General features: G+C 55.1%; 18 protein-coding genes. 4 read left to right on the top strand and 14 right to left on the bottom strand.

Going from position 1 to position 12,880, the window contains the following annotated elements:
- Positions 1-26: 26 nt before the first annotated feature.
- From H7A51_08585 to H7A51_08575, 3 genes are all read left to right on the top strand, one after another.
- Positions 27-464 carry a biopolymer transporter ExbD gene (locus tag H7A51_08585; protein ID MCP5536274.1) on the top strand — a complete coding sequence of 146 codons (438 nt, stop codon included), beginning with the start codon at positions 27-29 and terminating at the stop codon, positions 462-464.
- A 14-nt stretch (positions 465-478) separates the two neighbouring features.
- On the top strand, positions 479-1,024 hold the full coding sequence (gene def, locus H7A51_08580; protein MCP5536273.1) for a peptide deformylase: 546 nt from the start codon (positions 479-481) through the stop codon (positions 1,022-1,024).
- Positions 1,025-1,134: 110 nt separating this feature from the next.
- Positions 1,135-1,461: an ApaG domain-containing protein gene (locus H7A51_08575; GenBank protein ID MCP5536272.1), complete on the top strand. Its 327-nt coding sequence runs from the start codon at positions 1,135-1,137 to the stop codon at positions 1,459-1,461.
- Positions 1,462-1,478: 17 nt separating this feature from the next.
- On the opposite strand, the gene ispD is transcribed toward H7A51_08575, so the two are convergent.
- From ispD to H7A51_08525, 10 genes are all read right to left on the bottom strand, one after another.
- Complete coding sequence (gene ispD / locus H7A51_08570) at positions 1,479-2,135, bottom strand: 2-C-methyl-D-erythritol 4-phosphate cytidylyltransferase (GenBank protein ID MCP5536271.1); 657 nt, start codon at positions 2,133-2,135, stop codon at positions 1,479-1,481.
- A gap of 175 nt (positions 2,136-2,310) precedes the next feature.
- Complete coding sequence (locus H7A51_08565; protein ID MCP5536270.1) at positions 2,311-2,766, bottom strand: GatB/YqeY domain-containing protein; 456 nt, start codon at positions 2,764-2,766, stop codon at positions 2,311-2,313.
- A 24-nt stretch (positions 2,767-2,790) separates the two neighbouring features.
- The gene (locus tag H7A51_08560; GenBank protein MCP5536269.1) at positions 2,791-3,909 is read right to left on the bottom strand and encodes a hypothetical protein; all 1,119 of its coding nucleotides are present in this window, start codon (positions 3,907-3,909) and stop codon (positions 2,791-2,793) included.
- Positions 3,910-3,968: 59 nt separating this feature from the next.
- On the bottom strand, positions 3,969-4,430 hold the full coding sequence (locus tag H7A51_08555) for a hypothetical protein (protein ID MCP5536268.1): 462 nt from the start codon (positions 4,428-4,430) through the stop codon (positions 3,969-3,971).
- A gap of 33 nt (positions 4,431-4,463) precedes the next feature.
- The gene (locus H7A51_08550; protein MCP5536267.1) at positions 4,464-4,697 is read right to left on the bottom strand and encodes a hypothetical protein; all 234 of its coding nucleotides are present in this window, start codon (positions 4,695-4,697) and stop codon (positions 4,464-4,466) included.
- Positions 4,698-4,885: 188 nt separating this feature from the next.
- Positions 4,886-5,143, bottom strand: coding sequence for a 30S ribosomal protein S20 (gene rpsT, locus H7A51_08545; protein ID MCP5536266.1), 258 nt, complete (start codon positions 5,141-5,143; stop codon positions 4,886-4,888).
- A 160-nt stretch (positions 5,144-5,303) separates the two neighbouring features.
- Positions 5,304-5,924 (bottom strand): L,D-transpeptidase, encoded by a 621-nt coding sequence (locus H7A51_08540; GenBank protein MCP5536265.1) that lies wholly within the window; start codon positions 5,922-5,924, stop codon positions 5,304-5,306.
- A 55-nt stretch (positions 5,925-5,979) separates the two neighbouring features.
- Positions 5,980-7,491: a glycosyltransferase gene (locus H7A51_08535; protein ID MCP5536264.1), complete on the bottom strand. Its 1,512-nt coding sequence runs from the start codon at positions 7,489-7,491 to the stop codon at positions 5,980-5,982.
- A gap of 295 nt (positions 7,492-7,786) precedes the next feature.
- Positions 7,787-8,035: a hypothetical protein gene (locus H7A51_08530; protein MCP5536263.1), complete on the bottom strand. Its 249-nt coding sequence runs from the start codon at positions 8,033-8,035 to the stop codon at positions 7,787-7,789.
- Positions 8,036-8,212: 177 nt separating this feature from the next.
- Positions 8,213-8,437 carry a PEP-CTERM sorting domain-containing protein gene (locus H7A51_08525; GenBank protein ID MCP5536262.1) on the bottom strand — a complete coding sequence of 75 codons (225 nt, stop codon included), beginning with the start codon at positions 8,435-8,437 and terminating at the stop codon, positions 8,213-8,215.
- A gap of 219 nt (positions 8,438-8,656) precedes the next feature.
- On the opposite strand from H7A51_08525, the gene H7A51_08520 reads away from it, so the two are divergent.
- Positions 8,657-8,983: a DUF3820 family protein gene (locus H7A51_08520; GenBank protein MCP5536261.1), complete on the top strand. Its 327-nt coding sequence runs from the start codon at positions 8,657-8,659 to the stop codon at positions 8,981-8,983.
- Positions 8,984-9,010: 27 nt separating this feature from the next.
- On the opposite strand, the gene H7A51_08515 is transcribed toward H7A51_08520, so the two are convergent.
- The 4 genes from H7A51_08515 to H7A51_08500 are packed head-to-tail and all read right to left on the bottom strand — an operon-like array spanning position 9,011 to position 12,615.
- Entirely contained in the window at positions 9,011-9,241 is a 231-nt protein-coding gene (locus H7A51_08515; GenBank protein MCP5536260.1) for a matrixin family metalloprotease, read from the bottom strand.
- Positions 9,242-9,264: 23 nt separating this feature from the next.
- Positions 9,265-10,437 (bottom strand): redoxin domain-containing protein, encoded by a 1,173-nt coding sequence (locus tag H7A51_08510; GenBank protein ID MCP5536259.1) that lies wholly within the window; start codon positions 10,435-10,437, stop codon positions 9,265-9,267.
- An 18-nt stretch (positions 10,438-10,455) separates the two neighbouring features.
- Positions 10,456-11,352 carry a TIM barrel protein gene (locus tag H7A51_08505; protein MCP5536258.1) on the bottom strand — a complete coding sequence of 299 codons (897 nt, stop codon included), beginning with the start codon at positions 11,350-11,352 and terminating at the stop codon, positions 10,456-10,458.
- A 21-nt stretch (positions 11,353-11,373) separates the two neighbouring features.
- Complete coding sequence (locus H7A51_08500) at positions 11,374-12,615, bottom strand: ATP-dependent Clp protease proteolytic subunit (GenBank protein ID MCP5536257.1); 1,242 nt, start codon at positions 12,613-12,615, stop codon at positions 11,374-11,376.
- Positions 12,616-12,880 lie beyond the last annotated feature (265 nt).

The raw sequence follows: 12,880 nt of genomic DNA, 5'->3' as shown, positions 1-12,880 counted from the left end.
GATCAGGGTTATAACCGATTAGGATTTTGGAATTCCAACGAGTCAAACGCAACCTGCCGCCAGTGCCGATCATTCCGTTGATCGATATCCTGGCGATCCTGCTGATCTATTTCGCCGTTGCCTATGACCCTAAGATTGAGCGCCCGGTGTTGCCAATTGAACTGGCACTGGCCCAGGATTCGATCGTTATCAAAGTGGTCGGCTCGTCGTCGGTATTGGCGGTGGCGGCCGATGGCAGTGTGCAGCTGGATGCCACACGCATTCACGATGAGATGCTGGTCGACTACCTGAAAGTGTTTCGCGAGAAATTCCCTGACCGGAAACTGGAGCTTGAGCCGGATAAAAATCTGCCACTCGGGGTATTTATAAAAATCCAAAAAGCCTTGATTGATGCCGGATTTGACCCCAAGGATGTGCCCACGCGTGTCCGGATTCCCGAGCCATCATCCAAGTCAGACAACTAACCTGTTTTTATCCCATGGTCTTAGAAATTACCCAATACGGTGATCCTGTTCTCCGTAAGAAATGTCAGAAAATCGAAGTGGTTGATGAATCCATCTTACAACTTGCCGAAGATATGTTAGAGACGATGATTGCGGCCCATGGTGTTGGGTTGGCGGCTCCCCAGATTGGCAAAGACATCCGCATGGCCGTGATTGATGTATCACATGACCCCGAGTGTATCACCTATCTCAAGGTCAACGGTGAGGATGCCAGTATGGAGGATGTGATGCCGCTTGTGTTTATCAATCCGGAGTTGGAGCTTGAGGGGCCACGTGAAACGGACATGGAGGGGTGCTTGAGTATCGATGGTATCCGCGCCAATGTCCGCCGGCCCGGAATCGTAAAGGCCAGGCTGCCACAACTGGATGGGTCAGTCATCGAGCTTGAGACCGACGGGCTGCTTTCCCGGGCGATCCAGCATGAGGTGGACCACCTGAATGGGATACTTTTTGTCGACCGCATCAGCCCCGCTGCTAAAGTGAGTATCAAGCGCAAGCTCCGCAGACTTGCGGCGCGCTGATTTTTTATCATCCATTGATCAATTTTCCACCGCAAACCGTGCCAGACAAACACCAGGGTAATTACCATGAGCTAGATGGGCTTAGCGTCAGTGTTGACGACGTGATCTATATGCCGACGCTTGATGCGCCGCCGGATAAGCCGCATCCGTTTGTCTACTTCATCACGATCACCAACGATTCCACGGAGCGGGTGAGGATCATTGGGAGAAAATGGGTGATCCGTGAAGAGGATGGCGAGGTTACCGTCGTGGAGGGTGATGGGGTGGTGGGGCAGACGCCGGCACTCGACCCCGGTGAAGACTTTTCCTATAACAGCTATCACGTGACGGCCAAAGCTGCCCTCGTCAGCGGAGCGTTTTTTGGTATGACCGCTGCGGGACAGAAAGTGCGGGTGAGGATGCCCGACTTTCCCTTGGTGCTTCCCGATTGGGCGTGAGGGTAGAATTGCCTCTTCTACAAAAATCGTTCGGCCAGTGCGATGTCCTGGGGGTAGGTGATCTTGGGGTTGGGACTGGAGTTGCTTACCAGATAGGTGTGGTGGCCAATCAGCTCCATGGCCGAAACTTCATCGGTGACCCGTTCTCCCTTGAGTTGAACAACGCTGTAGGCATCTGCTAACAGCTTGGCCTGGAAAATCTGGGGGGTCTCCATCAGCCAGAGATTGTCACGACAAACTGACTCACACACACGCCCACGGGCATCGGCTCGTTTGACGGTTTCTGTGACGGGGCGAGCCGAGGTGGCGCAGCGGTGTTCGGTGGCCGACTGAAGAACGTCCCGGATTTGTGCGCAGGAAACCAGCGGTCGCGCTCCATCATGGACGGCCACATAATCGGTCCCCTCCGGGAGTATGGCGAGGCCTGCGGCCACCGAGTCATGCCGGTCGGCACCACCATCGACGCGGGTGATGACCTTGTGGGAAAACTCAAGGTCCAGAGCTTCGAACCTCCCCTTCGGGCAAACGACGATAATCCCGGAGACCTCCTGGCAGTCGACAAAGGCCTCGATGCTGTGTTGGAGCACGGGTTTCCCTCCGAGGGGCGCCAGGAGCTTGTCAAAACCCATGCGTTGGCTCGAGCCGGCGGCTACAATGATGGCGGTAAGTTTCATGTGGGATGTGTTAGGTGGGGCGGCGTATCCAGACGATGGACGACAGGGCACGGAAACATCGCTTGTGATCTGCGTCGATCCGAGTCATCTGTGCCAGGCCTTTGTTAAACACAGATTCCACGGATGGGCACAGATTCACGGGTATCCGCTCGCGCTGATGTTGTATTTTTCCGGGCTACGAAAGCCTTTTCATGACTTCCTGCGAGAGTTTTTTGCCATCGGCGCGACCTCCTGTTTTTTCCTGTAGGAGTTTCATCACCTGACCCATGTCTTTTTTGGATTCAGCTCCAGTTTCTGCAATCGATGCCTCCACGGCGGCAACGATTTCATCGTCCGTTAGGGGAGTGGGCAGGTAGTTCTCAAGAATGGCGATCTCGTTTTTTTCATTCTCGGCAAGTTCTGTCCGACCAGCATTTTCAAATTGTGAGATCGAGTCCTGGCGTTGTTTGATCTGTTTGCGGATGATGTTGACGATTTCGTTTTCAGGTAACTCGGTGCCAGCGCCCGCCTTGTCGATGGCGGCATTGGTGACCGCTGACTTGAGGGCGCGGAGGGTGTTGAGAGCCACTTTATTCCGATCGCGCATGGCGGTCTTCATATCGGCGGTGATCGTATCGAGGAGATTGCTCATCTAGATGGTAGGGGAGGTGATGGGTTATTGGTTGAGTAAGGGGGCTATTTGGGACTCCTCGATTCTAACGACTTTGCCGTCGGACAGGCCGGCGAGCCGACCACCATTGTGAGCCATAGGCGCGACGACGATGACCTTAATGTCACCACCGGCGCTGATACGGGAACTCTGGCCGAGAAAAATCCAGTCGATCTTTTTACCGCTGGCGGGGTCGGTGTATTTTTTATCCTCTTCCGCAAGGTTGAGATCATCGATCGACGTGGGTTCTTTGTTATTATTGAGTTCTTTGAATATCTTGTATTTTTTCATGAACCCGGCGAGGGCTCCTTCAGCGACGGGCTGGCCACCATTGGCGTTGCCGCCATTTTCGTTAGTGCCTCCGTTCTGACCACTCTTGGCGTGGGCGAGTTTTTCGAGATGCGGTTGGATCTGACTGTTTTTAAAGGTGACGATGTTGCCGTCGTCGAGGCCACAGACCCGGCCATCTCCCAGCGGCTCCGGTTCGGCCAGGACAACGTGGGTGTTGTTGGTCTTGAGCGCGGGGCCCAGGTGTCCGATGTAAATCCAGTCGACCTCCTCGCCTTTGGAGTTGGTGAATTTTTGACAATCCTTTGGAAGGTTGAGGTCAGCCAGGCTGGCGGGAGCTTTGCCGCCATGGTCTTTTTTGTAGGCGGTGTAATTGGTGAGGATGGTGGCGAGCCGTTTACTCCGGTCCCTGGCTGCCTGTTCCGCGCCAGTTTTATAATGATGCTGCATCAGGCGATAGGCTAGCAGCTTTTCGTCAGCTTTGATTTTTGGATTCTCGGCATATTTGATCAGGAAAGTGATCTTGGGATCTTTGCTGTTCAGGGATTTGAGCTCATTGAGAGCGGTGGTGTACATGCCGCCGCCCACCATCTCCTCGCGTTTGCGCAGTTTTTTCTCGTCCGCTTTGGTGAGTTCGAGCAACTTTTCCTGTTGGGCTTCTTTGTACATTTTCTCAGCGGCATCCCTGGGCTTGTCATCCCCCGCGGCTTCCGGGTGGGCGCGGAACAGGTCACGGGCATAACCTTCCATTTCCTTTTCCAAGGCGTTCTGTCGGGCAGCCTGCACAGAAGTAAGCATCAATGCGGCTGCAGTGAATGTAGTCAGGATTTTTGTCATGCTGGTATCATTCCCCGTTGAGCCGAAGGGGCAAGGAAAGAATGCTAAATTTATCACAGCTAATTGACATCGAGAACCATCATGCCGGAGGGTTCGAGAATGTCGCCCGCCTGCGTACCGAGCAGGCTTTGATAAAGGGGGGAATCAGGGGAAAGGCTGGTCAGGTCACAGCCGTGGTAGTCGATGGTCATGCCGCCTGCACAGGGGGTAAGAAGAAAGTAGGAAAGGACGCCATCGAGCTCGGTTTCTACCAGTGCCCCGGCCTCGACCACTGAGCCGGCTGGTAGCTCTGCAAGCGTAAGGGACTCAAAAATGCGCAGTGAATCGGCAAACTTCCGATACTGTTCAGCCTGGGCCTGGGCGAGATAGGATGCCTCGAGTCCGCGTGTGTCGTATTTACCCTCCGCCTTGGCCTCGTCCCCTATGGAGGCTTCATGTGCAAGCTTGGCAGCATCCCGCATGGTATTGACTTGCTGCCGTAGGTGCGCGGTGAGCTGCCTGACAATTTCCTGTTTTGTCATACGGGGGTTGCCGGAAGTGGGGGCTTGTTAGCGTTAGAAGAGATCATCCGCAGTTACGGTCGTCTGCTCACGGCACCCGAGCCATACAGCCTGATCCACGACACGTGAAGCCTTGCCGTCAAAACGATAGCTATGGCAGTTCGGGCAGAGAATTGTCCCTGAGCCGACAATCGAGTCACACCCCTCGCAAACCTTGTAATTGCCGGGGTTGTTGGCAATTTCCTTGGCCTTGTCGAGTCGGGACTTGTGTTGTGGGGAAGATGTCATTGGCTGTAAGAATAGATAAATCGGTATGCGGCCTTGTCTACAAAAATGTCTGGTAAATTTGTCAGCGGAAGCTGGAATGATTGTCTGCGGGGAATGTCCGGGCGCAAAAAAGCGACGCTGGGTGACCAGTGCCGCTTTTTGAAAACTGGACGAACCAGATCGTGATGGGTGGTTCGTTTTCCGGGCAACTAGCCTTTGATGCGTTTGTTGGTCTTGCTTTTGAGGTTGGCGGCCTTGTTGGCATGGATGACGTTGTTTTTTGCGCAGAGGTCGACAGCAGAGGTGAACTCGGAGTAGGACTTGCGGGCAGCATCCTTATCGCCAGCCTCAGCGGCTTCCAGAGTCTTCTTGCGAAGGGTCTTCATGCGGCTGGTAAGCGTCTTGTTGCGTGCGGAGCGAGTCTCGTTCTGACGGACGCGCTTGAGAGCTGATTTTGAGTTGGCCATAGTGGTGACTGAGTTAGAGCTGTGTTGAAATGGGGGAAGTTGTGAATTTCTGCTTCGGGGCGGCGAAACTACTCGTTTAAGCTGGGCTGTCAAGCTTGATGGACAGGAAAATGTTACGTTTTTCCAAAATAGGGAGGTTTTGCAGTGCGTTGGCTTGAAATCAGTTGCCTGCGGCAGGGCGATACCCCTCATGTCGCACAGCGTATGCCTGTCCGGCACGGGTGTCTTGGAGTGATCCCGCGATGATGTGGACTTTGGAGCCGACAGCGAGTTGGCGGTAGAGCTGGATCACATCACGTGACTTCATGCGGATACAGCCGTAGCTGGCTTTGTGGCCAATGTTGCGTTCTTCCGGTGTGCCGTGAATGTAGATGTAGCGGGCGTAGGTATTCCGGTTGCCGATCTCGGTGCCGCGCAGCCAGAGAATCCGGCTGACAATGGGGTCGCGGCCCGGGGCATCGGGGCGGAGAACTTCACCGGTGCGTTTACGGCTTTTGAAAACAGCACCCGATGGGGCGCCGCCACCGAATTTCCGCGCCACCTCCATACCCCCGAGAGGGGTGTATTTGCTGCCGCGACGGCTTCCAACGCCGAATTTGGAGGTGGAAACAGGGTAGGTCTTGACCGGCTCGCCACTGCGCAGAAGAAGCATGCGTTGGTCTTTGACGCTGATGATCACGCTGTTACGCGGGTTCCCCGAGCCACAGCTGTTTAGAAACAGACAAGCCAAGGCGGCTGCAGACGCAGACAATAGGACGGCAAAGTAAGGTAGGCGACGCATCATCGCGGGATGTTACCAAAATGCAGTGGACTAGGCAAGAAGCTACTTATTCCCTCTACTTTTTCTCTACTTTTTCAGCAGCGCGGGAAGCAAACAGCGAAGGAAGCTGCTGGCTGAGCGAACTGAGGGAAGTGTAGAAGAAACCAACGGGGAACGGCATCAGGAGTACTGCGGCAACCCAGTTGCTGTTCATGGCATTGTCCACCACGACCACGGTGAAAAACAGGCCGAAAGCGAGTTCCACAAAGGGAGTCAACGACTTCATCGCCTTGTACTTGCTTTTCTTGAAGGCCGCTTTTTCCTTGGTCTCACTGCTGTTGATGCCGTGTTTCGGAGTGCGGACAAAACTGGTTTCGTGGTTGAAAATGGCTTCCAGCACGGCCTTGGCATTATTGACCGACATGCCGATACCCAGGGCGAGCAGCAGTGGCAGATAGAGGATGTCCTTCAGCCAGGTGCCGGGTCGAAGCGCTTTCTGGCTCATGATGTAGAACATGGCGACGGAGACACTGCCGAAAAAGAAGATCGGGAAATTAAGCAGGTGCTCGGAAATGCCATTCTCCTCGAACCAGGTCATGTTGCTGTGCTGCTTGGGCCAGATCAGGAACAGCAGGGCAAAGAGTGCCAGGTAGGCAAAGTTGGATGTCAGGTGTGCCGTGGCTTCCATTTTACAGTAAAACGGCGCTTTGCTCCTCCAGATGTCGACAAGGCATTTTTTGCAAACCTGGATCGATCCCTTGGTCCAGCGGTGCTGTTGGCTTTTGAAGCCTTCCATATCGACAGGGAGTTCGGCAGGGGTAGTGACATCATTGAGGAAAATAAACCTCCAGCCCTTCAACTGGGCGCGGTAACTGAGGTCCATGTCCTCGGTGAGGGTGTCGTGTTCCCAGCCGCCGGCGTCCTCGATACAGGACTTGCGCCAGATACCGGCGGTGCCGTTGAAGGTGAAGAAGCGTCCGCTGCGGTTACGCGCGGTCTGCTCCAGCTCAAGGTGGCCGTCGAGGAACATTGCCTGGACCCGGGTGAGGGCGTTGTAGGTGCGGTTGATGTGTTCCCAGCGGGTCTGGATCATACCGATTTTGTCGTCGGTGAAGTAGTGGATGGTCTTATGAAGGACATCTGGGTTCGGGACGAAGTCAGAGTCCAGAATGAAGAGATACTCGCCTTTGGCGGTCTCAGTGCCGTTTTCGAGGGCCCCTGCCTTGTAGCCGGTGCGGTCGGTGCGGTGCACATGTTCAGCGTCAAATCCACGCTCAATGAGCTTGGCCACTTCCACTTTGCAGATCTCGGTTGTCTCGTCAGTGGAGTCATCCAGCACCTGGATCTGGAGTTTGTCCTTCGGGTAGTCGAGGGCTGAAACGGAGTCGAGCAGGCGCTCCATCACGTGCATTTCGTTGAAGCAGGGGAGCTGGACGGTGACCAGTGGCAGTTCCTCAAAGCGTGACTTGGGCTCAGGGCGTTTACGTGAGTGCTTGAGATAGAGGGTCAGGATCATCAGGCGGTGGAAGCCATAGCCTGAGAGACAAATCAGAACGAGAAAGTAGAGTATGATCCAGAGCCAATCCATGGTATTGAGGTGTGTGGTGTTTGAGAGAGGGGGGGTAAAAAATGCTTGAAGCGGGGAGGATCCAGCCGTTCCAGCCGGTGTGCTGCCAGTGGTCGCTTCATGCACCCTTGTTGGGTGGGGCGCGGTAGTTGCCAGATTTATTATCGCTTGTCAAGGATTGATCTTGGCATGATCACGGTTAAGAACCAGCTGTCAACCGGCGAATCCAGTGCTTGCCCCGAGATGTGGGTGGTGAAAAAAGGGAGACGGCGCCGAAACACAGTCTCCCTTGAAATACAGCGCGGTTTTCGCAGGCTTATCTGTATCCTGCGGCGCGTTCTTTGGAACGACCGACAGCGTAGCCGGTTCCTCCCCCGGCAGCGGCGCCGATGAGGGCACCTTCCGCCCCGTGGCCAGACTGGTGGCCGATGATGGCGCCGGCAGCGGCACCGATACCGGCACCAACGGCCGCGTCCTGATGGGCAGGCCTCATGCCTGTGCTACAGTTGGAAAGAGTGAACGCGGATGCGGAGGCAAGGACGAGTGTGATGATTTGTTTTTTCATAGTTGTTTTTTTGAGGATAAAGCGATTGAGGCGACCAGGGATTGGAGCCAGGGACCCGGATTTATCCATGTCGCGTCAATCTACCCCATAGACGCGTGATCTCAAGCAATATTCAATCAATGTTTAAAATAAGCAGGATTCCCGGGGCCTCGCTATGCACGGGGGGGGATCAAGGGCTTAGTTTGGACGAAATCGATGGCGTGCGAGGATCACCACGCCAGCGAATGCAAGCGCAAGGAGGCCATTGGGCTCCGGCACGCTCTGTCTGGGCGCGACCTCCGATGCAGGGGTCAACACGGGGTGGGGGCCATCCACCGCGGTATCCTGCTGACCCCGGGCGCAGAGGGCCGGAGAGCAGGCGAGAACTAACACGCAGGACAATAAAGTAAGGAGGGATTGCACGGTATTATTATACCATAGTGAGTCATCATTGAACAGTGCTATGCTGTTTCGATGATAAACGGTGTTTTCCGTTGACCTGTTTAACAGGCTTGGCTGGCTTTTTGTTCAGAAAAAAGTATTTTTTATAAAAATGTCACAAAACGCAAACCCTGTTTAAAATCGGGCCGCCACCGGCTAATTGAACTTTTGTAAACCGTCATTGCCACATAGCCTCTGGCCATGGAAATCCCTGAACACGACAGAGAAGAGTTTCGCGAGTTGCTCGGGGAAATTGGCAACACCTTCATGCCGTTCGGTCGGTATGGACCCAAGGAATTTCCTCCACATGGGATACCCATCTTTGATTTGCCGCCGGAGTATCTTCAGTGGTTTGCCGCGCAGGGCTATCCCAAAGGCCGGCTCGGAGAGCTGATGGCTATCGTTGGTGAGATCAAGGAGGTTGGCATGGACAGTGTCTTCGATCCCATGCGACGGGCGCGGGGAGGCAGAAGAAGTGTCAGGAAAAAGAAAAACCGGCGGGGACAGTCGGAGGGGTTTAATGACTAGTTGGTTGCCCAACGGCTGCTGAGTCAACTACTGCTGCATACGCTTTTGACAGGTCTTGCAAAGTTTTCCGGAACCCTGGTCGACGGACAGGATCGATCCCCTGGCATCCACCATATTACATTGGTCATCCGGGCAGTGCCCAAGACCGAGAGTGTGCCCGATCTCGTGGGTGGCGACACGGACGAGTCGCTGGAGGAAGAGTTTTTCGTCAGCACCCCGCGCCCTGAGTCGGAAAGTGGATGTTAGGTTGCGGTTCATCAGACGGTAGAAAAACAGGCCGGTTACTCACCATGGTTTTGATCGAGGTAGGTGACGATGGCGCGGCGTAGTTCGACAGCATGGATGCGGCCCGTATGACGCCAGATGATTTTCCCTCCCGGTGCGACCAGGACGGAGTGGGGGAGGGCGCCATTCCACTTCGGGTCAATGGCTTCTGCCAGGTGGTCGAGATTGGTTCCCGTGTAGAGGTAGTTGTTGGACGGGCGCTTCTCTTTTTTGACGGAGCCGGCGGTGCGGGGGGAAAGCGCCACCTCGCGGTCGGTGAGGAAAGTCTTCACCTCGTCACGCGACTTGACGGGATCGGTGCTGATGGTGACAAGCTCTACGGGTCGGTTTTGGAAGCGACGGTAGGTGTCAACAAGATCCGGGAATTCGGCCACGCAGGGGCCGCAAGTCGTCGACCAGAAATTGATCAGACGGAGTTTGCCTGACTTGTTGGCTGCGAGCGTCCTGGCGGACCCGGTATCAAGGTCCGCAAGGGTAACGGGGAGGGCTTTCCATTTGGCGTTGTCCTCGGCGACACTGTCGCGTTTCCACGCCCACTTGGTGGAGCAACCGAAGGGGCGTGTGGTTGGCGTTTCGATTTCCTCGCCCGCAAGGATGGTGTTGATCGCAACACGGACGTATTGTTTGCCCATATCTTTCCTGTTTCTGCGAGCGTCATCGATTCTTCCGGTGTAGCGAAGCTTCCGATCTGCATCGAAAACAAAGACATGGGGTGTTGCCACCGCTCCGTAAGCCTTGGTCGCTTTTTGGGTGCTGCCATCGTAGAGGTAGGGGAAGGTGTATTTTTCCTCCCTGGCGACGTTTTTCATATCCTCTAACGAATCGCCATAAACGGAGTAACCGATCTCATCAAGTCGGAGCGCTTTGTCGTCGTTTCCAGAAATCGCGACAACCGCAACGCCCTTGTCTTTATAGTCGGCATGAAGTGCAATCACCTTGCCCCGTGCCGCCCGGGCATCCGGGCAGTGGTTGCAGGTGAAAACGACAACCAGCACCCTGGACTTAGAGAAATCCTTGAGGGTGTAGGTTTTTCCATCGACTCCAGGCAGGGAGAAATCCGGTGCCTGGGAGCCGAGGGGAATTGTTTTGACGGGTTCTGGTTCGGCAGTTAGGCATGGGGAACCCATCAACAATGCGGTTGCTGTTAGGATGTTGAGTGTGCGTGACATGGGGGTTTGATGGGGCGGTTAAGCATCAATTTTCCGGTAGGCGGCAATAAATGCATCCAGACCGGCCTTGCCCTTGCCTTTGACGCCGTGTTCCAAGCCGATGACACCGGTGTAATTTTTTTGGCGAAGCCACTTGGTTACGGCGCCCAGGTCGAGCTTGCCGGTGCCTGGCTCTTTTCTGCCAGGGCTGTCGCCGTATTGGATGTAGCCTACCTGATCCCAGACGGCTTCTGCGTTTTCAATCAGTTTGTCGCCATTGCCGATCTGGCCCTCATGGTAAAAATCGGCTAACAGCTTGCAGGATTTCCGGTTCACGGTTTTGCACAGTAGATGGCCATCGGCAAACGCCCGGATCAGGGGTTCTTTTTTGGCCATGGGGTGGGACACCGGCTCCAGCACAAGGATGATGCCGCTGTCCTCGATGAGATCACAGAGCCGGTTCATGGTATCGACCGATTTGACAATCTGCTCGTCGCGCGGCATGTCATTGCGGCCACCGGGGATGAAGGTCATGCATGTCTGGCCGGTTGCCTTGGCCAGAGTGATGCCTTTTGCCATGTCGGCCTTGAGCTTGGCGAGGTCGCCTTCACTTGGGTTGGAAAAGTCCACACCATGGCCGGTACTGATCACTGAGATGCCGAGGGAAATATCATGGTCTCTACAGAATTCAGCAATCTGCGGCCAAAGCTTCCGGTCGCGGCGGGTCAACCAGTTGTCCTCCCAACCACGGAAGCCAAGGTCGTGGGCGAACTTCAGCTGGTCAAGGTAGCCTTTGGGCGCGGTCGGGAGCTGGTTGAAGGTAGGGCCGAAGCGGGCTTTGAATGCCGGTGGTTTTTCTTCAGCCGCGGTAGCGACGCCGGACACGCTGCCCAGTGCGCCTGCCACGGCAAGTTTGGTGAAGTTTCTGCGGTTCATGATCATCGGTTGGTTGGGGGGTTATTTGAGGCGATAGTATCCGTCCTTGTTGTAGAGGAAGTAACAGTCCTTGGGGGTTAGGCGCGGGAGATACATGCAGGGGTGGCCTTTTTCATCCACTGTTTCCTTGAGCCCGTGGTAGGCTTTTGCGACAGCTGGTGCCGCGGCATCCGGGTTTTTCAGTAAGGAGGTCTCATGGATGCGCTCGACGATGTGGTCGACCCACTTGAGCTTCTGAGCCTCGGTGCCGAATTCCGTCCAATCCCCGGAGGAACTCCGCGCATACATTCTTTTGATCATTTCCTCGGTTGTGATACCCATTTTCCGGGCGATCGGGGTGGCGAGTCGTTGCCACCATTTCTGTGACTCTTGGTAAAACTCCTTTTGCTCGGTCAGGTTCATGTTGGCGAATGCAATGGTCGAGCTGATCTGGTGGTGGAGGATGACCGCATTGGGGTAGGCAAAGGATTTCTCAGCCAATGTGCAGATGGTGGCGGCCATTGAGGCGGCAAAGGATTTGACGACGACGTACACCGGGCATGTGCTTCCTTCCATCGCTTTCAGGATCCGGTAACCAGCCATGACAGAGCCGCCCGGCGAGGCGTCGATCACGAGGAAAATCGGTTGTTTGGAGTCCTTGTTGTTATAGTAGTTGATGCGGGTGGTGACGTGGTCGGCCGTGGTCATGGTGACGGGCCCGTTCAGGCTGATCCGGCGGTCGGAAATAACGAGTGTGCCGTCATCCTTGAGCGGGTTCTCCAAGTAGACCGGCTTGGCATTGGCGTAAGCGTCACGTTTCTGCTGGGTTTCAAGTGTCGTGATCTGGGCTTCGAGCTCGGCCGACTTTGCCGACCACTCGGCTTGCTTGATTTTCAGCTCGCTGGCGACTTGAAGCGCTTTGACCTTAGCCAGTTCGGCGGCACGCGTCATTTCCTTGAGCTCTGCGGCAAATTTGACATCCGCCTCCTGGCTCGCCTGGCTGCGCCTGAGTTCGGCCAGTGCCAGCTCCTCGGCGAGTGCTTCTTTTTCCAGTTTTAACCGGGCCACCCGGGTGCGGAGTTCGGCGAGATCCTTTTTTACCTTCTCGGCATACAACGCGTTTTCGGCAGCTAGTTTAGCCTGTTCTTTTTGTTCCTGGGTTTCGGCGGCCGGGGGGGAGGAGGGATGGGCTGGAGCGGCGGCGTCCTGCGCGTGAACGCCCCCACTGAGGGAGGCCAGGCTGAGGGAGACAAGGGCGATGGTGGTAAGGTTTCTGTGGTTCATGGTAGGTTGGACAATGATTTTCCGAGACTATGGGCTGATACGCAGAACACAATGAGGATTTTCCAACTTATGCAGAAAACTCAATCGGAAGCCCGGCAGTAACTTCCGCCGATAAAAAACGTACAAAAAAAGCCGCAGGTTGGGGGGGACCCCTTCCCACGGCTTTTCCGAGATTACAACTTCAACACGCTGATAACGAAATCAAAGCTGACATCTGCAATTCACCCTTACATGAATAAGAACTACGCGACTTGCACGCCGTTCT

The sequence above is a fragment of the Akkermansiaceae bacterium genome, from assembly GCA_024233115.1.
GTDB lineage: Bacteria > Verrucomicrobiota > Verrucomicrobiia > Verrucomicrobiales > Akkermansiaceae > Oceaniferula.
The sequence above is the reverse complement of the archived record's forward strand: the minus strand, read 5'-3'. Positions and strand labels throughout refer to the sequence as shown.